The following is a 24,825-nucleotide window of genomic DNA, read 5'->3' as shown; positions in this document are numbered from 1 at the left end:
TAATTGATTATAAATTTTCCTGCAAGCATAGATTTGGCAAAACTTAATCTAGAAATATTTTTTAGTCTAACAGTTAAGTTTTGGGCCAAAATATTGCTGATTAAGCAGCCTTTGTCGCTTTACATCCAAACGTATTGTTCATAGTCGGCTTTGGTTTTGTGGGATATAGTTCAAACGGATTGGTGAACTTGCTACATTTGACTGGAGACTTTTTTTAGGCAGATTTGGGGACAAACTTCAATTTGACTATGATTAAACGACGTGTGTTTGACGAAACATTCAAGGAAATGGCCGTTGAGTTGTCGTATGCAAAAGGATCGATTCAAGAAGCTGCTCGCGAATTAGACATCGATCCGGGACGAATCAGCAAATGGAGACAACGGGGCAAAAAAAATGATCAAATGTTGTCTGCCACCCCCACTCTTACTAACGAGCAGCAACAGATCAAACGCTTGCAACGGGAGCTCAGAGAAGCTCAGTTGGAACGCGATATACTAAAGAAGGCCGTCAGCATCTTCTCCAGGAGCGACGGGAGGTATTCCGATTTATAAAGGAACATGCCAACGAATTTCCCGTTGAGAAGATGTGTAAAGTGCTGAACGTGAGCGCATACCTCAGTCCCGATTTTGGATGATAGGTAATCAGGCTGGCAGGTTGGCAGTTAGCAAAGAAAATGGTACCGTTTTCGCTACTCAGAACGCGCAGGGGCGGATTTACACATGTAGAGGTCAGCTTTTTGTTGAATCGTCGGTCAAACGAAGCAGCGGTATTGGTTATCGGATTGAAGAGTGTGATTTGTGATTTTCCATGCGGCCCCATCAGCCATAAGTACCCGTCGGCATCCTGCGCAATCGACTGAATATCATCAAAATCAAGCCCGTTACGTTCTTTAGTAAAGGTAGTGAACGTTTTGCCATCAAAGCGATTAAGCCCGAACTTGGTGCCGAACCACATGAACCCCTGTTGGTCCTGAAAAATGGCGTTTACTTCCCGGTGTGCCATACCATTCTCAGAACCATAATGCTTTACCCAGGCAACGTAGGGCTGTGCCTTTGCCATGGTTAGGATTGATAACCAGGTTAGAATGCCTACAACAAGATTTACTGTTTTCACCCGATTTGGAGAGGCTTGTGCAGCAACCAAACAAGCCAGACTAGTTCACTTAAGAGAACGCACACGACTTATTCTTAGGTGGTTTCACCTACTAACGTTGCCGAATAAAATTAAGCGAATATACTTTCTTATTGAATAAGGGGGCATTTTTCTACCTAATTATGCCGGTAAAGCTACGAGGTGGTGGGACTGTCTTATGCTTTTCAGTTAACAGCTCAATTATGAAGCAGATTTTATCGACAAGAGTCAAGTCTCACATGGGAGGGTATTTTGATAGTTTAAAACCTGGTGATTGCAAGTTGCTTTTGAATGTAATTAAATATCAATAACGATTGTAAGGTATTGGTATTCAGTGTGGTATGGGTTTTTATTGTTGAGTAGCATCTTGGTTGTTTCAGTCACTATCGTGCTGTCTGAAACAACTAAAGAATAGTATCAGATTACCCATTATTCACGTTAATCAAGCAGTATGTCAAGGTGTGTCGATCACAACCATTATAAGCAAGAGTAGCATAGAATCCCTGCCCATGATCAACTCCCATCTGCCCAGTGCTACGTTGCGGCTAGGGTTTTAAATCAGCTAATCACCCGACTAGTGTTAGTCACTTCGCTGAAAGCTGGTAGCTGGAACGACCCTACGGTGTGGGCCTGTAACGTAGTGCCCGTTAGTACCGACATTGTTCAGCTCAAGCACGTCGTGACCTTACCCGCCAGCGCCACCGCCCAGATCAGAATGCTACGTAACAGTGCTACGGGCAAAGTAACGTAGCAGATGGGTGCTACGTTGCGATTGGGCTTTTGATTGCCTATTGCTAAATGTTTTAACGTAGCATTATTTCTGGAAAATAACCAGTAAATAACTGATTGACAGTTTGTTTTGTGAATCATGCTATCTTGTCAGGCTTGCTCAACTATCCCCTAAAGCTATTGCTATGCTGCACTGCTACGTCCCCTTTATCCATCGGTCTACTCGTCGCTGGCTGCTGCTCTTCGGCCTGTTGACGGTCCTCACTACGTTGCCGCTGCTGGCTCAGACCGTTCGCTACGTTAAACCTACTGCATCAGGCTTGGGCAACGGTTCTTCCTGGACCAATGCTTCTGCTAGTCTGCAGACCATGATCAACGCCAGTGTCTCGGGCGATCAGGTCTGGGTGGCGGCTGGAACCTACAAACCCACCGCTACCACTAACCGCACCGTTAGCTTCGCCATGAAAAACGGGGTGGCCATCTACGGCGGGTTTGTGGGTATCGAAACCAGCCTAAATCAGCGACCCGCTATTAATGCCACTACTCCATCCAGTTCCACGCTGAGTGGCGAAATCGGCAGTCCTTCCAGTACCACTGATAACTCCTACCACGTCATCAGCAACCCCGCCAGCCTCAGCCTGACCAACTCCGCCATTCTCGACGGATTCGTCGTTACCAGCGGCAATGCTAACGCCGGCGGTGGGCTGGATACTGTCGGGGGCGGCATGTTCAACAACGGGGATGGCAATATGTGCAGTCCACTAATTCGTTACTGCACCTTTGTAGCCAACGAAGCTGGCTATGGTGGGGCCATCGGCAACTATGGGAATGAAGGCAGCAGCAGCCCAGTACTGACCAATTGCGTCTTTCAAAGCAACACGGCCATTATTGGCGGGGCAATTATCAACGACGGGAGTAGCGGCAGCAGTAGCCCTCTGCTGACCAATTGTACCTTTCAAGCCAACAGGGCTGTTTATCAGGGCGATGGACTCCCGGCCATCACTCGGGGTGGGGCGATGTTCAACGATGGGAGTTCCTCGGGTAACAGCAGTCCGGTACTGACCAACTGTTCATTCCTGGGTAATACAGCTAGCCAGGGCGGGATGATGTTCAGCAATGGCAATAGCGGCAGCAGCAACCCGGTGCTCACCAATTGTGTGCTGTTCAACAACGGTGGGGCCAGCAGCATCGCTAACAACAACGCTACGGTGCTGGCTCGCTACAGTCTGTTCGATGCATCGGTAACGGGCTACACTAACGTAACGGGTAACCTGACCACAACCACTACCCCCTTTGCCTCGCCCACCAGTACCCAACTGGCGGCTGGTTCTCCGGCTATCAACACCGGCGATCCGGCCACCACTACGTCCACGGGATTGCCAGCGGCTTTGGGCAACTTCGATCTGGCTGGCAACTCTCGCTTTGTGACGGGTCGCATCGACATGGGGGCGTATGAGTTCTGCACTCCCGCCACCCGGCTCTACGTGCGGGCAGCGGCCACAGGGGCCAACACCGGATTGAGCTGGACGGACGCCTTCACCGACCTCCAAAGTGCCCTCAACTACTATTGTTCGGGCAGCTTGATGGAAATCTGGGTGGCATCGGGCATCTACAAACCCACTGCCACCACCAACCGAACCATCAGTTTCGCCATGCGGAGTGGGGTGGCTATCTACGGCGGGTTTGTTGGCAGCGAAACCAACTACAACCAGCGACCTGCCGTCAACGCCACCACCCCATCCAGCACTACGTTGAGTGGAGATATCGGCACGGTGGGCAACAATTCAGATAATTCCTACCACGTTGTCAATAACTCCGCCGGGCTAACCTTCGCGGCCATCCTCAATGGCTTTGTTATCACTGCTGGCAACGCCAACGGCAGTGCTCCAGACGATTCCGGAGGTGGCCTGTTGAATAATGGATCAGGCAGTGGCAACGTGTGCTCTCCGCAAATTCGCCAGTGTGTGTTTGTGGCTAATCGGGCTGTATACGGGGGAGCTATTAATAATGATGGGAGTTCGGAGGGCAGCAGCGCTCCTGTGCTAAACAATTGTGTCTTCCAGAACAATACGGCCACATATGGTGGGGCGATAAACAATTCCGGTGCCAGAGGCAACAGCAGTCCCCGTCTGACCAGCTGCGCCTTACAGGGCAATATGGCCACGAATGATGGCGGGGCCATGTTCAACGATGGTTTTGAGGGCACCAGCAGTCCCGTACTGACCAACTGTTCGTTTCAAAGCAACACAGCCTCACAGGGCGGGGCAATGACCAGTGATGGTACTAATGGCACCAGCAATCCGAAGTTGACCAACTGCGTACTGTGGAATAACGGCGATAGCAACACCTTCTTCAACGATGCAGCTACCGTGACGACCACATTCAGCCTGTTCGATACGTCGGTAACGGGCTATACCAGCGGTCTGGGTAATCTCGCCGTCGCTACGTCCCCCTTTGCTACTGTCGCCAGCACCCAACTACGTCCCACCTCCCCCGCCATTAACTCCGGCGATCCTAATACGACTATCTTTTCAAATACCACCGATCTGGGAGGTAATCCCCGCATTGCTCAGGGACGTATCGATATGGGCGCTTTCGAGTGGGGTACTACGTGTCAGGGGCTAGTCACCTCGCTGAAGGCTGGTAACTGGAACGACCCTACGGTGTGGGCCTGTAACGTAGTGCCCATTGGTATCGACATTGTTCAGCTCAACCACATCGTGACGTTGCCAGCCAGCACTACTGCCCAGATCAGAATGCTACGTAACAGTAATACGGGGAAACTAATGTATCAGATGGGTGCTACGTTGCGGATGGGATTTTGATTTGTGTCGCCTGCTACTTAACCTGATACTTTACCGCTAATGCACCGAATTAATTTATCATCTCGCCCGTTTTCATACCAAAGAAATCTGCACTGTAAGTTTGTATCTGATCAATATGACTTTCAGTCCTAGATTCATATCTCATAAATCAACGTATTACAGAATGCTCGCTAAATTGTGTTACAGGTGAATAAATGGAGTTACAGATTCCACGCGACCAAACTGCTCTGGCGCACCAACTCAATTCGATCCTGTCGATACGTAGTATACTCACCTAATGAAACACGTTCTGGATAATCCGGTTTGGAATGCGCTGACTTCCAGGAATAAATCACTTGCCAATGGCAACGACATTGCAAAATATTTTGACATAGAAGTTTCGCCATTTGTGGCTGTTCCCGACAATACACCCGCCAATCTGGAGATACTTTGTCAGATAAATCGGTTCACTAAACCAGTACTTCTTGTATCGAATACACCTATCTCCGTTCCTAAGTGCTGGCAGGTTCTAAACCGAGTCGATGGTGTGCAGATGGTTTATGAGAAATCGGCTGATCTTGACTGGGATAGTTCGCGAATTAAGTCGTTGTCTCATGAGCACGTAGCACAAATGCTGGACTTGACCAATCTGACAAAACCGGGTCCTTTTGCTTCACGAACAATTGAGTTTGGGCATTACAGGGGTATTTTTGAGCATGAAAAACTCGTGGCAATGGCAGGCCAGCGATTACATGTTTTCGATTTCGCCGAAGTAAGTGCCGTTTGCACGCACCCTGACTTTCTGGGCAAAGGCTATGCCCGGCAACTACTTCTCGATCAGATTTATCGGATTCAGAAAGCATCAGAAACACCGTATCTACATGTTCGTTCCGATAATGTTCGGGCTTTGCAGATTTATGAGAAATTGGGATTTAAGACACGAACAGAAATCTTTTTCTACGTATTAATGGCTGTCTGATACGTATTTCTTGCCTATTGTTTGCCTTTACGCTGATTAGTTTGATGGAGTTAGATGCTTGACTCTGAAAGTTGGATTGAGATAAATGTTTTATGAGAATTCCGTTTCTGATCTGGATTGTAGCTTGTTTAGGTAGGCCCGCGTTTGCGCAGGTCATTTCGTCAGCCGTCTACTCTGTTAATCGCGCACTAGTTAGCACATATTCAGGGAACGATGTACGAACATTGCTGGAAGGGACTACCCGCGACTTTTCGCACCTGATTCTTCAGGTTATAACCATGTCGCCCAATCTGCCAAAACAACCGCCACAAGAGCTTGATGAAGAAGCGATGCTAGTTATCAAATCGGGCTCATTGACACTTACTCTAGGCGGCAAACGAAAAGTTCTGGGGCCAGAGAATGTAGTTGTTGTCATGCCCGGTGAAAAGTATACTATTGAAAACAATACGTCGGAGCCCCTCACGTATTATCTGATGCGTTATACCTCCAACGAGATGCCCGATCTGGATCTGGATCGGCTGATCGGAAGTTCATTCTGGATCGATTGGCAGGATAAGTCCAGTTTGCCAGCCAGCTCCTATGCCACTATTATGAGCAACCATTTGGTTATACAGCAAACTAAACTTGCGGCTGATTCACTACGTAGTACGATGAAAAATCGAGCAGCTCAAATGCTTTTTGTTCTGGATCAACCCATTCAGGTCGCCCTTGACGAAACCATGAAAAAAGCGCAGGTAGGAGATGTTATTTTTTTAGAATCAGACGTATCGTATAAGATTGTGGGTGATAATCAGGGAGATACTAGGTATTTGTTAATTCAGTTTTGATACGTAGTAGTGTATTTTTTCGTCAGAAGACGTATTACACGAAAGTAAACAGAAGGGTAGAGGCAACGATAAATAATAAAAAAAGGCTTACAACGATCAGCTTGCTGGAACGGGAATAATGGACGTAGCGACTATTTCCGGCGAGCAAATTCATGATTTCATTAATCCAGTGCGAAAACATACGTACTATCAGTTGGCTGTAAAGTGTAAGACTAATTTCGCGTGTGACTGTCACCGTTATTACGATTATGAAATTGTTAAGTTGTCAAAAATGAATGAATAGGTTGTTTTATTGAGGATTTTACGGTTGTTGTAACGCACAGTCAGAATAGCTTGTCTGTGTGAATATGAATTGATCCTGTTGTATACTTTTGATAGAGCTAATTCATTTTTTATTTCATTGAAAGTTGCTGTTGAATTGCTTTGACGAATTCATGATATTCGTAGTTTTATCTGACGTAGCAACAGGTAACAGTCTATTTTGGCGAATTTCATGACGAACCTGCTTAAGCGGTTTTCTCTTTTTAAATTACCAACACAGAGTATCTGGATTTTGGTGGGGCTCGTTTCATGGACGGTTCCACTCGGAAACTACGTCTGGCTTGGCGTGCGTTACTTCTCCGACTGGCGTATTTTTCTGATTGCTTCTCTACATTCATACGCCGTTTGCACCATATTATTAGCAGCCCAAACGGCCATAATCAAGCGAATTATCCGATTATATCCTGAGTTGTCGCAAACGAAGATTCGGATGGTTCTGGAGTTTCCGGTTTTTGTGGTGCTGACAATGGCCACTTCGATAAGTTCCTACGCTGTTTACCAACTCATTCCGACTTTCGATTTCGAGCCTTCCGAGTCGAGTCAGATTATCATTTTCTGGATCGGGCTAGGTTCAAATCTCATTTCACTCTGCATCTACGAGCTTCATTATACGCTTACCAAATGGCGGGAAAACAGCCTGGCAATGGAAGTCTATAAGCGGGAAGCGTTGCTGAACCAGTTGAACGTATTAAAGAATCAGGTAAACCCACATTTTTTGTTTAATAGTCTCAATTCGCTAATTGCGTTGATTAGCGAAGATCCACAAAAAGCAGAAACCTTTGCCGAAGAATTAAGCTCGGTGTATCGCTACGTGTTGAGGGCAAACGAACAGGATTTAACTTCACTGGAGACTGAACTCGACTTTATCCGCTCGTATACTCATCTTCTCAAAACACGCTATGGCGACAGATTTCAGTTGATTACCGACGTCGATCCTCAATTTACTACGTATCGTTTGCCTTCGCTTTCGCTTCAATTGCTGGTCGAAAATGCGGTGAAACATAATGTAGTTTTACCAAATCAGCCACTTGTGGTTGAAATTCAGACCGATGGGCAAGCGAACCTACACATCCGTAACAATCTTCAACTCAAAAAGAAAGGAGTAGTTTCAAATGGCGTTGGATTGGCAAATATTATGGCAAAATACGATATGCTGGGCCAGCTAAAACCAAACGTTCGGGAAGAGGCCGGTCACTTTGTTGTGACGCTACCGTTGATACCTACCTGATAGATAAGTTTGCTGACAGTTTTGGGGGCTTAAACGAAAAAAACGGTGATTACAACCGTCGGAAGATTTCAGGAATCTTTGACAAAACCAAGATCTGAGAACTAATTTTTTGAGTTGCCAACAACCTAAATCCTAACGTAATGAAAGCGATTGTGCCGATACTCGTCTGTTTATGTCTGGTCTTGCTCAATTCGTGCGAAAAAGAGCAGGGTATACGTTTGGAAGGGGCTGACTACTTGATTTTTGGCCATTTTTATGGCGAATGCGATGGAGAGGGTTGCATAGAAATCTTTAAGCTTGAGCCGGATAAACTACTTGAAGATAAACGAGATAAATATCCTGTTTGGACAGAATTTTACGAAGGTGACTACACACAATTATCGCAGCAGAAGTTTGAAAATGCGAAAGATATAATTAACTATTTCCCCGACGATCTGTTGAAGGAACGCAATCCGGTAATTGGTCAGCCCGATGCTGGTGATTGGGGTGGTCTGTATGTTGAATATAATTATGATGGTATTCGGAAATTCTGGCTAATCGATCAGGTTAAAGAACACGTACCAGTAAAATATCACCCGTTTATCATCAAAATAAACGAAAAGATCAGACAGATACAGTGAGTATCGAACGGCCGGGGAGTTGCGCTGAATTCTTTACCAATTTTCCTCTCAACTGATAAAGGCGCTATCTTCTATGAAAAGGTAGAACAGACCCGTGCCCATGCTTTGTCTACTGGCTTTATTCGCTACGTAAAAGCATACTGTATGGCAAAATCTGGTTACTCTATCCGCTGGCAGTGGGGGCTATTGGTTACGTTGATGGGTTGTCTTTCCTTTACAGCTCAACTTCCAATGAGACTACCCTCACAACCCCTGGCTGACACAAAGCCCCACATCATTTTATTTATTTCGGATGATCACGGTTACGAAGATGCCGGATTTGCAGGAGCTAAAGTTGTGCGAACGCCCAATCTGGATGCACTTAGTAAAGAAAGTCTGCGATTTACGCACGCATTCTGTAACACGCCGAACTGTGTACCCTCAAGGGCTGTGATTAGCACGGGGTTGATGCCAGCCCGAAATGGCGCCCATCCGAATCATAGTAAGATAAATTCCGGCATTAAAACCTTGCCTATTTATATGCAAGAGTTAGGTTATCAGACGATTCTGGCCGGTAAAGATCATGTTTGGCCGCAGTCTGCCTATCCGTATATCTATCTCAAAAAGAAAGATCAGGAGTACCAGAAAATTGATTCCATATTGGCCGCCCATGCCAAACCGGGGCAAAAACCACTCTTTCTGGTTGTAGCCACTGACAATCCACATGTACCCTGGCCAAATCTTGAGGGGTATGACCCCAAAACAGTTGATATTCCGCCATTTCTGGTCGATACCGACATAACACGACAGGTTCGGGCGAAGTACTATACTGATGTAACGGACATGGATAAAACGGTGGGAGAATGCCTGAAATCGATGAAAAAGTATGGCTACGTCGATAATACGTTATTTATCTACACCACTGATAACGGGCCACAATGGCCTTTCGGTAAATGGAATCTGTATGATCAGGGTATACGAGTACCCATGCTAGTACGGTGGCCAGGCAAAGTAAAGCCGGGTACAACCGATGCCATGACGCCACTGGTCGATATGCTGCCAACATTGCTGGATGCAGTAGGAGGGAACGTGCCAAACGGATTGGACGGACGAAGTTTTTTGCCCGTACTGACAGGTAAACAGATTGCCCACCGAGACAGTATCTATACAACGTATACGGCAGACACCCGCTACGGTGCTTTTAATTATTATCCACAACGTAGCATTCGAACTCGCCAGCTCAAGTACATTATGAATCTGGAACCCAGCCTAACATACACCACCCATATTACCAACGCGAAGCCCGAAGACGGAAAAGACTATTGGGATTCGTGGGTTGAAAAAGCGAAAACGGATGCGAATACTGCTCAACGAGTTCGAGCCTACCAGCAACGGCCAGCCGAAGAGTTGTACGATCTGGAAAAAGACCCTTACGAACTCAGAAACCTAGCGTATGCACCCGAAAATAGTGCTACGTTGACCGCCTTTCGCCGGGCGATGGAAACCTGGATGGAATCTCAGAACGATCAGGACGGGTTAACTCGCTACTTTTTCAATATCAAGTATAATCGGAAAAAGAACAAGTAGCATTTGATAATGTAGAACATCAACCGACCGTGATTCTTGGATTGGTCTGACCACTATTTTAATTTGGGTTTCTGGGTCTAATTTATTGACTATTAATTCTTTGTGGTTGTGTTTTTATATGTACTAGTAAACCCCACCCTAAATTCCTCCCCCGTAGGGAGGGATTTAGGGTGGGGTTATTTCAACAACTATTTCAGAAAACGATACGTCATTTTTACAAGAAAAATGTTCCGTGCCTGCTGGGCAAAAATAGTATCGAACAAGCTCCGGTTGAGTGGCGAACTAAGATCATTGGCTACATCGGGCGTGCTTCCCTGCGACCAGACCAGATACAACTCCGACCCCGGTTTGTATTCCCAGCGAGCCACCAGATTGGAGCGAAACTGGACGAAATTGAAATCAGGTTTGCTGAATGAATAATCGACTGTACCATCGCGGTTTTCATCGACAACGTAGCGGCCATTTTCATAGCGGAGTTCGTTACCAGTAAATGGTCGAAATCGTGAATCGAAGTCTTTATTGAGTGGATCTGCTACGTAGGCAAAATGCTGATACGTTGGGCGCGTAATAAACGGCTGGCCGTAATACTGAAGTGTCAGATCAGGCGTGATGTTGTAGTTCAGACGTAGCGTGTAGCGGAAAGTATTCTGATTTACTTCGCTCACAATTGTACGTAGTGCGCCATTATACGTAGCACTGCCAACGAACTGATCCTGCCGACGCCAGTTATGACTATATCCGGCACTCAGACTTACGTTCAGTGCATCAAGCGGCTGAACCCGAAGCGTGACCGTAACATCGTTGTTGTGCACAGTACGTTCGAATCCCCACGAATTGGCAAATTCGACAGAGCCCAACACTTTCTTTCGGAAGTCGCTCTGAATGTATCCCCAATGGTTTATACCGGAAGGCAAACGTAGTGACGAACCGCCCCGAAGGGCATTGTTCGATACTTCATAAGGATTCCAGGTGCTGCCCATACCAACCTGCCAGTTGTTGCGGAACGTAGCGTGTGCATTGCTGTTAAACGCCTGATACAGAAACTGTCCGCCAAAATCCCAGCGCGACCAGTGATTGTAATTGATGCGGGCGGAACGGAAAATGGAAAATGATTTCTGGTACTGTAGCCCGGCCCAGCTGAAATGATTGATTTCGTTGCTGGTGAGCATGAAGCCGATGTCGTTGAGTTCGAGTTCGGGTGAACGAAACGTAATGCCTGTTTCAAATTTAAATACCTGACCAAGCTTTCCCGATTTTCCACCAGTTTTTCCCAATCGGAACGTACCGCCCGTACCCGTTAGCGACGTTCGGTTTTCATCGACCTGTATTTCCGGAGCATTGCTACGTTGGAACAAGTGTTCAAAAGCCCGTTGCGTATTGGTAATCACTTCCTTTGAACCCTGCACCTGACTAAAAATCAGATTTCCCCGGAAATACCAGGTTCTATTTTTCCAGAAATGCAGAAAATCCAGCCCGCCCGAAAAAGCATTAGTATGTAGTTGATGATTGAGATTGTTCTCGCGGTTGACGCTGGTGAAAATACCGCCGATGACCGTATTACCAGCATCGATATCTTTCTGCAATCGCCCGACGAAATAGCTAGTCAGCGGTTCAACGGCTTCCTGACGGCGGTCGCCAGCGCGGTCAATTTCGGCCATAGTACGTCCGGTAATACTTTCGAGAATACCGATGCTCCAGCCTTTTTTCGTTTTTCCGCTAAACTTGGCCGCTCCCAGAATCGGTGCGTTTTGGGGAACCTGCGCGTACTCTCGTTGCCCCAGCGACGGGTATCCATGCGGTGAACCGCCAATCCGCCGTGAATAAAACAGAAGGTCGGAGTCATAGTCGCCACCGGCTTCGGAACCCGTCACCTGATAATCGAAAATGTTGCGGCTTTCGATGAAGAAGGGTCGACGTTCCTCAAAGAAATTCTGAAACCCGTCGATACGTACCCGCGAAGGATCAGCTTCAACCTGCCCAAAATCGGGATTTACGGTGAAGTCAAGAATAAGATCGCTGGTGACGGCTACTTTCCCATCGAGCCCTACCGTTACTTTTGAGTCGGTGCCAGTAGCAAATGGATTTCCTTCGACCGGGGCATATTTTTCGGTTTTAGCCACTACGTAGGGCGCAATTTCGATTTGCTTCTGCGACGGTACGTTCGTCAGACCGTGTAATTCGCCAAAGCCGCTCACCCAAACACCCGAATTTTGCGGAATATATTGCCACACAGACCGTTCTTCTTTTCGAAATAATCGACGGGTTACCTGAATACCCCAAACTTTACTGGGTTCGTTGCCATATCGTAATTGACTCAGCGGAATTTTCACTTCGGCAGTCCAGCCCGTTGAATCGACATGCGTTTTGCCGTACCAGATGGGATTCCAGCTCGTATCCCAGTTGTTACCATTCTGGGAAATAAATTCATCGCCCCGCACACCTGAAACCGACATCGAAAACGAAAAAGCAGTACGTTGGTCATGGTAACTATCGATGTTGATTTCGACCCAATCGCCCGGAAATTCATCCCGACGGCTCATGCGCTTGATCACCGAATCGGGTGCCGCATCCAGACACCGATATCCAACATACAGAAACTTATCGTCGTACAGAATTTTGAATAGTGTAGGCTGCGAAGGTGCTTTTCCTTCGTTGGGTTGATATTGCGTAAAGCTTCCCGACCATTCAACTGCATCCCATGCCGATTCATTTGGAATTCCATCCAGTTTTATGGGTTGGCCTGTGATACGTTGCGTATGATATTGTCTTTTTTCGATAGGTGCATTTTTTGAAGGCGCGTTCTGAGCCTGCAAATGGGCAAATAGAAGTGAAAGAATAATCGTAAAAATCGCTTTGTTCATGCAGTAAGAAAGAACTTGTTCGTCACTATTAAAGACGTAAAAGCTACTGAAACGTTGCTTTTGACGAGCAAGTTAGGGCGAGAAAAAAATAGTATTTTGTTAAGATTTGTTAAGCCAGCAATTGTAGTGTTTCATACTACGTGCGTTTTAGTACGTAGCGGACGATACTACGTAGAGGAAGCGTTTTCAGTGATACGTAGCACTGTCTGAAATATGAGCTTAAAGCGCCTTATTTCGAAAGCCGTTCCAACATGTCTTTGCCGTTCTGATTGTTAGGATTGAGTTCAATCGATTTGCGATACAGGGCTATCGATTCCTCTTTTTGCCCATTGCGGAACAGAGCTTCGCCGTAGCTGTCGTACACGTTATAGCTCTTTGGGAACAGATGTACGTTGAGTTTGAAAATAGCCAGCGATTCTTTCAATTGGCCCCGACTCATCAGTCGATATGCCCAGTCATTCAACTCGTCTTCGGTAGGGCGGAAATTGGGATCTTTTTTCTGGATTTCGTTGTAAACGTCGATTGCTTTTGCAAACCCCTGTTGCCGCAACTGCATGTGCAGGGCTGTAATTGGGTCGGCTACTGGAATCTCGGCGTTAAAGTAGCCCGCTAGTTCGTCAATAAATTCTTCGGGATAAGCCCCTCCCAAATTGGTCAGCACCACAACGGATATGTCATCGTCAGGATAGACAAAAAAAGCGGAACGTCCACCTCCCGTAGCAATAATGGCATGATGTTTCGGACGTGGTTTTGTCATCCAGCCCAGTGCCCATTGCGTGGGTTTGCCGTTGTTATACGTTCCGGCTGTCCAGAGCTTCGTCAACGCCGATTTTGTTTTAAGAAGTTTTCCCTGTTGCAGCGCAATGAGCCAACGTGCTACGTCGCCAGCCGTGCTGTTTATGCCCGATGAGGTGCGTTTAAAGGCTGGAAATTCTTCATACGCATTGGTTAGTTTAGGCTCGCTCAGGTTTTTCCCCTCAAACCGATTTATATACCGATACGACTGAGATTTATTCGGAATCACATCGCGTGAATCGCCAAATCCCGTCGATGGCATATCGGCACCCTGAAATTGCAATTCCTTAAAAACCTGTATGAATGGCTTCTGGCGAAACTTATCAATGATTTTACCCAGTAAAACATAATTCGTCTGGTTATAGCTAAACTGCGCACCAGTAGGAAATTCCATCGGCAAAACCAGCACTTTTGCCCAGGCTGTCTGTTCCGTATCCCGTCCTGTAAAACCACCAGAATTTGGGTCGAGTACTTTTCGGAGAATATCAGGAATTCCCGATACGTGGGTTAGTAATTGTCTGATTTTTACCGACTGCCAAGCTGTTGGAAGGCTGTCGAGGTAGTTTGAAACGGGCGCTTCAAGATCAATTTTACCTTCCTCAACAAGCTGCATAATTGCTACGCCTGTAAAGGCTTTGGTACAGGAATTGATCGAAAACACCGTTTGCTTCGTCACCGGAACTGCGTGCTGAATATTGGCAATGCCATACGATTTCGACAGTATGATTTGACCATGCTGAACAACAGCTAGTTGAAGCCCCGGAATCTGACGCTCCCGCATCTCCCGCTGTACTAAAGCATCTACCTGTTCGGCTTGGGATGGTCGTGTTTGTCCGCTGGAAAAATGGTTGGCAACGAAAATAAAGAATAGAAAAGCAGTGATACGGAAGGCAAGCATAGGTTTCAATTTTGGCAGGAAACTCCGCTCGGCCCGGAAGGTTACAGGTGTCGGGGCTAAAAATTTTAGTTAATAGCCCCAACATAACGTTATTCGCTACGTAGTGATTTCACCGGATTCACCAGAGCCGCTTTTATACTTTGATAGCTCACCGTTAGCAACGTAACGGTCAAAGCACCTAAGCCGGACACGGCAAAAATCCACCATGACAACTCGGTACGATACTGGTAATTCTGGAGCCAGTCCGACAATACGTAGTAGGCGAGAGGAGTGGCGAGACAGAATGCAATAACAACCAGTACCACAAATTCTTTCGATAGTAATCCCCAGACATTCAGAACAGAAGCACCAAGCACTTTCCGAATACCGATTTCCTTGGTACGTTGCTCGGCTATGAACGAAGCGAGTCCGAACAAGCCCAGACAACTGATCAGAATAGCCAGAATCGCGAACCCGCCTGCCAATCGACCGATACGTTCTTCGGTTCCGAATTTTTTGGCGTAAACATCGTCCACAAACTTATAGTCGAAAGGAGCGCCGGGATTGTGTACTTTAAAGACCTGTTCTACTTTGGCAAGCGACTCATGGGTGGGCAATTGGGGTGCAAGCCGAATATTGATCGTGTTGACGTTCCGGTAGTTCAGTTGAAAAAAGGACGGATTTACGGGCTTAAACGGGTCTTCTTTCAGCATGTCTTTAATGACACCGACAACTTGATATTCCTTACCATTCTGCCGAATAATTTCGCCAATCGGCTGTTTAAAGCCCATCAATTTCACGGCGGCTTCATTCAAAATCATCGCTGTCGAATCAGTCGAAAAGTTTCGGGAAAAATCGCGCCCTTCTTTGAGTTGCCATCCCACCGTTTTACCGTAGTCATGTGATACGTAATTCGACATAATCAATGGCATCGTGCCCCGCGTTTTACCTTTCCAGGATAAGGCGGTTGTGCCACCGGCTTGTTCCGTTATCGAATTCGACGACTCCGACATGTCGGCCACGGCCCCCGTATTACGTAAATCGGTACGTAGCGTCTGGTATTTCCCGTAAAGTTCAGGTGTATTCATGCTGATTTCGATTAAACCGTTCCGACTGTAGCCAACCGGACGGTCTTTGGCATGTTCGATCTGACGAAACACAATGATGGTTCCGATAATAAGCGTAACGGACACCGTGAACTGAAAACCAACCAGCAACCGACGCGGAATAGTGGCTGAGCGGGTGGTACGCATCACCCCTTTAAGAACTTTGACGGGCTGAAATGAAGATAAATACAGGGCCGGATAACTTCCCGCAATCAGACCCGTCAACAGGCTGAATCCCAGGCTGGAAAGCCAGAAAATCGGATTCGTCCACAAAATAACCATCTGTTTCTCAGCTACCTGATTGAAGAACGGGAGCGTAAGCTGAACGAACAGAATGGAAAGGATAAAAGCCAGAATTGCCATTAGCAGCGATTCGCTGAAAAACTGCGAAACCAGCTGACTACGGAACGAACCAATCGCTTTTCGAATACCAACTTCTTTGGCGCGTTTCTCGCTACGTGCCGTACTCAGGTTCATAAAATTAATACAAGCCAGCAACAGCACGATAGCGCCGATGCTACCAAACAGCCAGACAAACGTAATGAGCCCGCCCGTGTTGACGCCATCTTTAAAATCACCATACAGATGCCATTTTGACATTGGATGCAGGAAAAACTCGGGTTTGTAGCCCGGCGGATTGTCCCGCTTCATCCGTATGTCTTTGATTTTTGCCGATACCTGAGCAAAGTCGGCACCCGGTTTTAGTTGGGCAAAAATCTGATACGAATTGGAGTCCCACTCATTCTGATCGCGTTTGGCGTTATCGTCATTTGCCAGAAAGAATTTCCAGGGAGCTAGAAACGTAACATCGTTGAACGTACTATTTGCCGGAAAATCTGTGTACACACCAGCTACATTTACCGTCTGCTTATTATCTAGTTTGATTAGCTTATTGAGCGGATTTTCGGTACCAAACAGCGCATTGGCAAGCGATTCTGATAGTAGAATTGTGTTGACATCGTTCGGGCCAAAAGCCTTACCTTTTACTACATTCACCGACAGTATATCGGTAAATGCGGGCTCTACGTAGTTACCGAGCTTTGTAAACTTTTGATCGCCAGTTGCGAGAATGACATTTCGTGTGACCGACAACGTAACCGAATTAAAATCAGGGTATTTGCTACGTAGCTCCTCCGCCAAAGGAATAGGCAGTACATCGTAGGAAGCTTTCTCTACGTCGAATTTTACAAACTGCCAGAGCCTGGCAATACGGTCATACTGTTTATGATTTTTATTGAACGAAACCTCATCATAAGTCCAGAGACCAATGAGCATCGCAACAGCCATGCCCGAAGCCAGTCCAAAAATATTGATGAACGAGTAGACCCGATTTTTGGCCAGATTTCGAAAGGCGATTTTGAGATAATTACGTAGCATGGTCGTATTTGTTGGTTGAGGGTAATTTGATTCTTGTGCTTTAAGCAGGGAGGGACGTAGCAGACTGGCAACATCACGTACGTAGCGCCAACGCGCCTTTGACAACCCTACTTCGTCGATACGTTGCTGAAATAGCTCGTTGAGGTCGCCTTCCAGCTCTTCAGCCCGGTGAGCAGGTAGTAGCAGATGCAACAGGTACGTAGCAAAGCAGGGCGGTTCGACGGGTTTAGGAGTCATGATTTTAGGTTTTTATTGTAGAGACAGAGCATGCCTTGTCTCCTGTGCGTCAGCAACAAACCGTCCGGTCAACGAGACAGGGCATGCCCTGTCTCTACGTGTGGTTCATTCCGAACGTAGCGACTTAACCGGGTTCATCAGTGCTGCTTTGATGCTTTGGTAACTGATAGTCAGTAATGTAACAACCAGTGCGCCTAAGCCGGACACGGCAAAAATCCACCACGACAGTTCGGTATGGTATTGATATTTCTGGAGCCAGCCATTCAGGAAGTACCACGCAATGAGTGTAGAGATGCCCAGCGCAATTATGACCAACGTGATGAAGTCTTTCGAGAGCAATAGCCAGAGGTTCGTTACAGAAGCTCCCAGCACTTTCCTTACGCCAATTTCTTTAGTACGTTGTTCGGCAACGAAAGACGCTAATCCAAACAAACCCAGACAGCTAATTAAAATGGCGAGAATAGCGAAAACGGTCGCCAGTTTGCCGATACGTTCCTCGGTGGCAAATTTCTGCGCGTATTGCTGATCGGTGAATTTGTAATCGAATGGGCTGCCGGGGTTGAATTTGCGGAATACGGTCTCAATTTTTGCCAGTGACTCGCTTGCGCTCTGGTTGGGGTTCAATTTTATGTTGATAACATTTGCCCAGCCATAATCCAGCATATAAACGGTCTGATAGACAGGCTCAAAAGGTGAACCCATCAGCATATCTTTAATGACTCCTACAACCCGGAATGCTCTATCGTTCCACTTGACCTGCTTACCCACCGGATCTTTTAAGCCCATGTAACGAACGGCCGTTTCATTGAGGACCATGCCCGACGAATCGCTCGGGAACTGCCGGGATAAATCTCTTCCCTGAACAAACTGCCAGCCCACCGTCTTCCCGAAATCATGCGAAACCGCAATCGTTCCGAAACTCTCTTTAAAGGTCGGATTTTTACCCGCCCACGTAAACCCGCTATTCTGTGAGTTTAAATCCGTAGCTGGGGTAGAAGACGTCGACATGTCGACAGCAGCCCCCGTTTCGATCAGGCTGTTTCTGAGTGCGTTATAGTGCTGGTGTAATTCAGGCGTATTCATGGCTATGGTAATCAAGCCACTTCGATCATAGCCAACGGGACGATTTTTGGCGTGCTGAATTTGCCGGAATACGATAATAGTGCCGATAATGAGCGTTACGGATACCGTAAACTGGACAACAACCAGCACCTGACGGGGAATCGACGCAAAACGACCAACTCGGAAAGTACCTTTAAGCACTTTAACCGCCTGGAACGATGATAAATATAAAGCCGGATAACTGCCTGCCAGTAAGCCTGTAAGTAAGCTAAAGCCAATACCGCAAAGCCAGAAAATCGGATTCGTCCACAACATACCGATTTGTTTGTCGGCCACTTCGTTGAAGAAAGGCAAGGCCACTACTACAAGCAGAATAGATAGGATAAATGCGAACGCTGTCACCAGCAATGATTCACTCAGAAACTGCGAAATCAACTGGCTACGTACCGATCCGACGGCTTTCCGAATGCCGACTTCCTTGGCTCTTTTTTCACTACGTGCCGTACTCAGATTCATGAAATTGATACAGGCCAGTAGCAACACAAAGGCACCAATTATGCCGAATAACCAGACATATTGAATGCGTCCGTTTAGGTTTCCGGATTTATCCCAGCCTGTATACAGATGCCATCGGCTCATGGGTTGTAAATACACAACCGGTTTAATGAACGCCATTTCGGGACTGTGTGTCAGCCGAATATTTTTGATTTTGGCTGAAACGGCATCGAAATCGGCGTTGGGAGCGATCTGCGCCAGAACCTGCCAGGAAAAATTACCCCATTCGACATTGTCCTGCGCCCGCTTCACCCAATCTTGCGATGCTACGTACAGATTCCAGGGAGCGATAAACGTTATCTCTCGAAACTCGGTATTGTAAGGAAAATCTTCATACACACCCGTCACTTTCACGTTGAGTCTGTTGTCGATTTTCATAAGTTTTCCTACGGGATTTGTTGAGCCAAACAATGCTTGAGCTACTGATTCAGACAGCAAAATAGAGTTCTGATCTTTTAAACCAGCCCGTGTACCACTCAGCATGTTCAGCGTCAGCATATCGGGGGCATCAGCACTTAGGTAGTTTCCTTTTTTTGTGAATTTTTTATCGCCATATGCCAGAATATGCTCGTTTGTCCAGGACGACATGACCACGTGTGTAAAATCATCGCTGTAAACGGTACGTAATTCCTGACCAATGGGAACGGGATTATACCCACTGTGATATACCTGCCCCTCGAACGTACCAGATTGCATGACTTTGGCAATACGGTTGTAGTTCTGAAAATACCGGTCAAACGACAGCTCGTCGTAAATCCAGAGGCCAATAAGCATTGCCACGGCCATTCCGACTGATAAGCCACCGATATTTATACCCGAATAGACCCGGTTTTTAGCCAGATTTCGGAAGGCGATTTTGAGATAATTACGTAGCATGGTCGTATTTGTTGGTTGAGGATACTGCGATTTTTGTGCTTTAAGCAGGGAGGGACGTAGTAAACTCACTACGTCTGTCACGTAGCGCCAGCGCGCTTTGCTCAATCCCTCCTGAGCGATACGTTGCTGAAACAGTTCATCCAGATCTCCCTCCAGCTCTTCGGCCCGATAAGTGGGGAGCAATAGGCGGATTAGATACGTAGCAAAGCTAGGTGGAGTATTCATGGAGAATTAGTGATGGGTCGGGCAATCAGTTACATTCATTATTGTACATTAAATTGTCCCCAGGCAGTATTCGGAATCGTGTCCCACATTTGATTGCGGAGTTGCCGAATTTCTTCCAGCGCGCGCCGACCGTAAGCCGTAACCGAATAAAGCCGTTTCCGACGGCCACCGCGTTCGGCAGTCATGCCGCCCATTTCAGAACTCACCAGCCCTTTTTCCTGAAGCCGGTTCAAGGCGGAGTGGACGGCCCCCAGATTGACCGAACGATTCATTTGCTGTTCGATTTCATTCACAATGGCCGCTCCATACGCATCGCCCGACCGGATTGCAACGGCCAGCAATACCACTTCTTCAAATTCACCTAAATAGGTTCCTTTCATAACCAGATATTAGTTATGTAAATGTATAACAAATGGTGGGCCAGTAATTAAAATAGGCCAATCCGTTCAGCAAAAGGCTGTTTTGGAATGTGTTACATAAAAAGATTGTCCAGAAACGGACATGGTCTGTACGGTCATGGACAAGGCTATTGATGAATGATTGTGAATCTTCGATAAAAAATTGAAAAACTATATGATAATTTTTCGCAACATAAAACAACTCACTCTTTCTCGACGTTTTATATTCGTGATTCGCTGATAGACGGAGATGCTGCGAAAGGCATCTGCTTTTTTCAAATGAACTGATCTATTAAGCGAACTAAAAAGCCAGGTGACTTCGCGTCGTCTGGCTTTGTTTTTTTGCGCACGGTGGAATGGCGTGGATGGCTGAGGTTGATGTGAGCCCTTGTTTCTAGGCCATCCATACTACACCCAGCCATCCCAGCTTTTTCCCTGCATTTACTAACCTACTCCGACCGCAGGGAGCGAATTGGGTTTACCAAGGCAGCCCGCACCGTTTCGTAGCTGACGACAAGAATTGTCAGGAGCGTTACAAGGAAAATGCTGAGCAGAAAAATGAAAACATCCAGACTAACGCGGTACGTAAAATCCTGAAGCCAGCGGTGCATCATAAACCAGCCCAGCGGAATGGCAAGTAAGCAGGCTACGGCCAGCAATGTAAGGAAAGGGGTAAACAGGAGTCGCAGAATTTGAGCTAACGAAGCACCCATCACTTTCCGAATGCCAATTTCCTTGGTGCGTCGTTCGGCCAGATACGACGACAAACCAAATAGGCCCATACAGGCAATCAGAATCGACAAGAGCGAAAACGCTTTGAACAAACCTGCCATCCGATTCTCTCCTTCGTACATCCGCCCAAATTCCTCACTCATGAACCAATGCCCGAAGCCAACTCCCGGTAGCACCTGTTTCCATTTTGCTTCTACGTTTGCAATCTTTTCCTGAAACTTTCCGGCAGGCAATTTTATATACACAATCCTATCTTCGGGGTCAGGTCGGGCGCTAATGGCAAGTGGAGAAATGGTATGATGAATGGAGCGAAACGGAAAATCACGAACCACACCGATTACCGTTCCTTCCTTCTTCTGATTCGGTTGTTCATAAGGGCGTTTTATGGTTAATCGCATTCCCAGCACTTTATCCAGTGGCAAACCCAGTGCTTTTATGGCACTTTCGTTGAGCAGATAGGCGCTTGAGTCGGCGGGGGTATCCTTGCGAAAACTTCGTCCGGCGAGTAGTTCCAGTGTAAAGGCTTGGGGTAAGTCGAAGTCGCCATTCATACCGGCCCACTGATACGACTGGTTGCCCAACTGCGGGAACGTAACGTCATGATCAAGCGAACCGAAATAGTCCTGATTAGGCAAGTGATTGGCCATTGTTACGACCTCGATTTCGGAATCCTCCAGAATGCGTTGTTTTAAGGATCGGTATTTATCCATCGACGCCATGCCCGACCAGCGAATAGACAGCAACTGATCTCCGCTTTTGCTCAACGTTGACTGATGGATAAAATTCATCTGTTTCATCATAACCCAGGTCGAGACAATCAGCAGAATCGTAATGGTATATTGCAAAACGACTAGTCCTTTCCGAAGCCAGTCGGAGCCGGGACTGGTAAACCGGGCGTTCTTCAGAACACGAATCGGCAACAAACCCGATAAATACAATGCCGGGTAGCTTCCGGCCAGTAAGCCAACCAACAACGTAGTGCCCAGCGTCATACCAATCAATCGGCCTTGCGCCAGATGAGCCAGCGTGAATTGCTTTCCCGAAATCAGGTTAAACACCGGCAGCAGGACAAGAATCAGGATAAGTGCAATCAACAGAGCGAAGAACGTAGTAAGCAACGATTCGCCCAGAAACTGCCAAACAAGTTGTAATCGATTGCTCCCCAATACTTTTCGTAAGCCAATTTCTTTCGCTCGTCTGACGGCGCGGGCCGTTGCCAGATTCATGTAGTTAATACTGGCGATGATAATCACCAACAGGGCCGTACAGGCGAAAATGTAAAGGTATTTAACGTCGCCGATGCGACTGTTGTTATAACTCGACCGAAGTGCCTCGTTAAAATGGACATCCTTCAACGGCAGAATAACCGGCTCAATGGTTTGCATGGGGTCTTTCTTCAGGTTCGTCTGCACGACCTGATTGAGCATTTTTGTAATTTTGCCGACATCTGCATCCGGTTTGAGATGCAGATACGTCAGAAAATAGCCCGCTCCGTTACCCCAGTTTTCCAGCCAGTTCTGATTGTTTGTCGTCATCATTGGCCGAAGCATACCGATACTAATCAAATAGTCGGGCTGAATGTGCGAATTGGCGGGGTAATCTACTAGTACGCCCGTTACCGTAAGCGGTACGTATTTGTTCTCCGTTGCATAGATGTGGCTTATCTCCAGTGTTTTACCAACGGGATTCTGGTCGCCAAAAAATTGCTGGGCAATGGTTCGACTAAGAACAATTCCGTTGGGTTTCTCAAATGCTGTTTCAGGATCGCCGTGCAGCAGAGGAAACAGGAAAACCTCTTTGAAATCGGCGTTTACCCAGAACGCGTTTTCCGACAACAGGATTTTATCGGATTGTTTATGCCAGAACGAAGCCGGGTATCCCAGCGAAACCACTTGGGCTCCGCCTGTAACATCCGGGAAATTACTTTTGAGTGCTTTTAACCACGCTCCGGCGGCATAGGCCGTTGTATATTCCTGACCATTACTTTTCTGGTGGCTGCCCAGAATATAGAGGTTATCGGAGTCGGGATGGAAGCGGTCGAAGCCTTCTTCGTCGATAATAAATAGATAGATCAACGTAACGCTGGCCAGCCCAATTGCCAGCCCTACTACGTTAAGAAGCGAAAACCCTTTCTGGCGCTTAAAATTACGTAGCGCAATGATTAGATAATTACGTAGCATAGGACGAGTAGTTTGAAGAACGTCTATTTCATAAGTTGAATACCTACCGTATCGTCGAGACGGGCAACGATGCCCCATCCGTAGAAATAATTGGCCAGTCCGATCAGGATTTCGTTGTTTCCCTCTTTCAGAGGAAGTCGAATGTTTGTATTCTCGATTGTGCAGCGGCCACTCGGGAATTTCTGTTGAGGAGTGCCAAAGTAATTTTTGTCGGCGTACAGAAATTGACCGTTGATAAAAACCCACACTTCATCGCTGAAACCCAGATTTAACAGCCGTTCCTGCGCTTTGCTGGATTGAATACTAGTTTTGAGCCAGGTCAGCATACGCGCTTCATTGTTTTTATGGGTAAATCGTCGGCTCAGATTGACAATGCCCCGATGTTCGGCTTTGATGGGTGACCATTTGGTAGTACTGTCGGGTAATTCAGCCGGGCCAGTTTTGCCGTAGGTACTCTGTAAACCAATGGCTGGCTCTTTGCCAAATGGGAAGGGAATCGCTTCGCCAACGAGCCAGTTTCTCAGGTAGCGGGTATCGTGGTTAGTGATGTTATAACCGGCCTCCGGATTAATGCCTTCCGTTACGTCGGGCCTGATCACCAGATTGGCATAATTTACGGCACCACCGCCTAACGATATTCCACCCGATAATGCTGGACTTTCGAGCTCAGGAACAACCAGCGCAGGTTGACTCATGTCGTTGAGATAGGCTTTCATTTGCCGCCCCGAAATGACTAGTTTTACGTGGTTCCAACCGGCCTCGAATAGGGTTCCACCCGCCTGATATTCATCCGCCAAATCCCACATACTTATGCCATTGACGATGGGGGCATATTGCAGCGTAGTTCGTATATCGGGCGTTACTTTCCCAAATGAACGCAGGTAAAAATTTTCGCCGTTTTGCTGATCGGCGTCCATTCTAAAATTGATACCGGGAAAACCGGGCCCCGTGAGTTCGACATCATATTCAATGGTGCCATTACTAAAATTAACGTCGTTCAGAACGATACTTTTCGGGCCTTTTATAATTTTCATGGCAGTCGTTCCCTTCTCGTTGCTTGTTATAAATTCGACCTGTCCGGGAGCGTAACTCCATTGCTGAGCCGTCATAGGAATACGTAGTTCTGCCGGTTTACGGTTAGGAGTTTTCTGAGCCTGAGCTGGACGTATCAGCAGAAAAAACAGAAGAAAAGTGAGACGGTACATAAAGGATATGATTAAGGGTTTGGGATTGACGAAAAAGTGACGACAGATCGTTTTAAGCCTGTTGAGTTGACCGTAAAAAGATGTATACTCGTAGCCGATTAATGATGTGTCGGCAAACGTATCGAGAAAGCCCG

General features: G+C 46.9%; 16 protein-coding genes. 8 read left to right on the top strand and 8 right to left on the bottom strand.

All coding sequences use genetic code 11. From position 1 onward, the window contains the following. Positions 1-248 precede the first annotated feature (248 nt). Positions 249-551, top strand: coding sequence for a transposase (locus ACYVD4_RS18215; protein WP_460948278.1), 303 nt, complete (start codon positions 249-251; stop codon positions 549-551). Here ACYVD4_RS18215 and ACYVD4_RS18210 read toward each other — a convergent pair. Continuing rightward, positions 508-1,059: a ligand-binding sensor domain-containing protein gene (locus ACYVD4_RS18210; RefSeq protein ID WP_460948276.1), complete on the bottom strand. Its 552-nt coding sequence runs from the start codon at positions 1,057-1,059 to the stop codon at positions 508-510. The two genes, ACYVD4_RS18215 and ACYVD4_RS18210, sit on opposite strands and share 44 nt — an antisense overlap. A 649-nt stretch (positions 1,060-1,708) precedes the next feature. Between ACYVD4_RS18210 and ACYVD4_RS18205 the strand changes: the two genes are divergently transcribed. The 7 genes from ACYVD4_RS18205 (at position 1,709) to ACYVD4_RS18175 (ending at position 10,205) form a co-directional block, all read left to right on the top strand. Further along, on the top strand, positions 1,709-1,882 hold the full coding sequence (locus ACYVD4_RS18205; protein ID WP_460948274.1) for a hypothetical protein: 174 nt from the start codon (positions 1,709-1,711) through the stop codon (positions 1,880-1,882). A 163-nt stretch (positions 1,883-2,045) separates the two neighbouring features. Next, positions 2,046-4,685, top strand: a complete 2,640-nt coding sequence (locus ACYVD4_RS18200) for a choice-of-anchor Q domain-containing protein (protein ID WP_460948272.1) — start codon at positions 2,046-2,048, stop codon at positions 4,683-4,685. A 277-nt stretch (positions 4,686-4,962) separates the two neighbouring features. Further along, positions 4,963-5,643 (top strand): GNAT family N-acetyltransferase, encoded by a 681-nt coding sequence (locus ACYVD4_RS18195; RefSeq protein ID WP_460948270.1) that lies wholly within the window; start codon positions 4,963-4,965, stop codon positions 5,641-5,643. A gap of 92 nt (positions 5,644-5,735) precedes the next feature. Beyond that, positions 5,736-6,470: a cupin domain-containing protein gene (locus tag ACYVD4_RS18190; protein WP_460948268.1), complete on the top strand. Its 735-nt coding sequence runs from the start codon at positions 5,736-5,738 to the stop codon at positions 6,468-6,470. A gap of 493 nt (positions 6,471-6,963) precedes the next feature. After that, complete coding sequence (locus ACYVD4_RS18185; protein WP_460948266.1) at positions 6,964-8,019, top strand: sensor histidine kinase; 1,056 nt, start codon at positions 6,964-6,966, stop codon at positions 8,017-8,019. Between the two features lie 140 nt (positions 8,020-8,159). Beyond that, complete coding sequence (locus ACYVD4_RS18180) at positions 8,160-8,639, top strand: hypothetical protein (RefSeq protein WP_460948264.1); 480 nt, start codon at positions 8,160-8,162, stop codon at positions 8,637-8,639. Positions 8,640-8,783: 144 nt separating this feature from the next. Next, positions 8,784-10,205, top strand: a complete 1,422-nt coding sequence (locus ACYVD4_RS18175; RefSeq protein WP_460948262.1) for a sulfatase family protein — start codon at positions 8,784-8,786, stop codon at positions 10,203-10,205. Between the two features lie 188 nt (positions 10,206-10,393). Here ACYVD4_RS18175 and ACYVD4_RS18170 read toward each other — a convergent pair whose 3' ends face one another. The 7 genes from ACYVD4_RS18170 to ACYVD4_RS18140 all read right to left on the bottom strand — a co-directional run bounded on the left by ACYVD4_RS18170 (position 10,394) and on the right by ACYVD4_RS18140 (position 24,691). Next, a complete protein-coding gene (locus ACYVD4_RS18170; protein WP_460948260.1) occupies positions 10,394-13,066 on the bottom strand; it encodes a DUF5916 domain-containing protein in 2,673 nt (890 codons plus the stop codon). Positions 13,067-13,295: 229 nt separating this feature from the next. Next, the gene (locus ACYVD4_RS18165; protein WP_460948258.1) at positions 13,296-14,759 is read right to left on the bottom strand and encodes a serine hydrolase; all 1,464 of its coding nucleotides are present in this window, start codon (positions 14,757-14,759) and stop codon (positions 13,296-13,298) included. 89 nt (positions 14,760-14,848) lie between these two features. Then, positions 14,849-17,458 carry an ABC transporter permease gene (locus ACYVD4_RS18160; protein ID WP_460948256.1) on the bottom strand — a complete coding sequence of 870 codons (2,610 nt, stop codon included), beginning with the start codon at positions 17,456-17,458 and terminating at the stop codon, positions 14,849-14,851. A 105-nt stretch (positions 17,459-17,563) separates the two neighbouring features. Beyond that, complete coding sequence (locus ACYVD4_RS18155) at positions 17,564-20,176, bottom strand: ABC transporter permease (protein WP_460948254.1); 2,613 nt, start codon at positions 20,174-20,176, stop codon at positions 17,564-17,566. 38 nt (positions 20,177-20,214) lie between these two features. Then, entirely contained in the window at positions 20,215-20,556 is a 342-nt protein-coding gene (locus ACYVD4_RS18150) for a PadR family transcriptional regulator (protein WP_460948252.1), read from the bottom strand. 467 nt (positions 20,557-21,023) lie between these two features. After that, positions 21,024-23,486 carry an ABC transporter permease gene (locus ACYVD4_RS18145; protein WP_460948250.1) on the bottom strand — a complete coding sequence of 821 codons (2,463 nt, stop codon included), beginning with the start codon at positions 23,484-23,486 and terminating at the stop codon, positions 21,024-21,026. A 23-nt stretch (positions 23,487-23,509) separates the two neighbouring features. After that, positions 23,510-24,691 (bottom strand): hypothetical protein, encoded by a 1,182-nt coding sequence (locus ACYVD4_RS18140; protein ID WP_460948248.1) that lies wholly within the window; start codon positions 24,689-24,691, stop codon positions 23,510-23,512. Positions 24,692-24,825: the final 134 nt, after the last annotated feature.

Source organism: Spirosoma daeguense (assembly GCF_054776875.1).
Note: the sequence above shows the minus strand (reverse complement) of the source record. Positions and strands in the feature narration are given on the sequence as shown.

Coding starts and splice junctions, on each gene's coding strand:
- ACYVD4_RS18185 (WP_460948266.1), top strand. CDS start 6,964: ATGACGAACCTGCTTAAGCGGTTTTCTCTTTTTAAATTACCAACACAG.
- ACYVD4_RS18215 (WP_460948278.1), top strand. CDS start 249: ATGATTAAACGACGTGTGTTTGACGAAACATTCAAGGAAATGGCCGTT.
- ACYVD4_RS18195 (WP_460948270.1), top strand. CDS start 4,963: ATGAAACACGTTCTGGATAATCCGGTTTGGAATGCGCTGACTTCCAGG.
- ACYVD4_RS18180 (WP_460948264.1), top strand. CDS start 8,160: ATGAAAGCGATTGTGCCGATACTCGTCTGTTTATGTCTGGTCTTGCTC.
- ACYVD4_RS18155 (WP_460948254.1), bottom strand. CDS start 20,176: ATGAATACTCCACCTAGCTTTGCTACGTATCTAATCCGCCTATTGCTC.
- ACYVD4_RS18210 (WP_460948276.1), bottom strand. CDS start 1,059: ATGGCAAAGGCACAGCCCTACGTTGCCTGGGTAAAGCATTATGGTTCT.
- ACYVD4_RS18175 (WP_460948262.1), top strand. CDS start 8,784: ATGGCAAAATCTGGTTACTCTATCCGCTGGCAGTGGGGGCTATTGGTT.
- ACYVD4_RS18140 (WP_460948248.1), bottom strand. CDS start 24,691: ATGTACCGTCTCACTTTTCTTCTGTTTTTTCTGCTGATACGTCCAGCT.
- ACYVD4_RS18170 (WP_460948260.1), bottom strand. CDS start 13,066: ATGAACAAAGCGATTTTTACGATTATTCTTTCACTTCTATTTGCCCAT.
- ACYVD4_RS18165 (WP_460948258.1), bottom strand. CDS start 14,759: ATGCTTGCCTTCCGTATCACTGCTTTTCTATTCTTTATTTTCGTTGCC.
- ACYVD4_RS18145 (WP_460948250.1), bottom strand. CDS start 23,486: ATGCTACGTAATTATCTAATCATTGCGCTACGTAATTTTAAGCGCCAG.
- ACYVD4_RS18150 (WP_460948252.1), bottom strand. CDS start 20,556: ATGAAAGGAACCTATTTAGGTGAATTTGAAGAAGTGGTATTGCTGGCC.
- ACYVD4_RS18200 (WP_460948272.1), top strand. CDS start 2,046: ATGCTGCACTGCTACGTCCCCTTTATCCATCGGTCTACTCGTCGCTGG.
- ACYVD4_RS18160 (WP_460948256.1), bottom strand. CDS start 17,458: ATGACTCCTAAACCCGTCGAACCGCCCTGCTTTGCTACGTACCTGTTG.
- ACYVD4_RS18190 (WP_460948268.1), top strand. CDS start 5,736: ATGAGAATTCCGTTTCTGATCTGGATTGTAGCTTGTTTAGGTAGGCCC.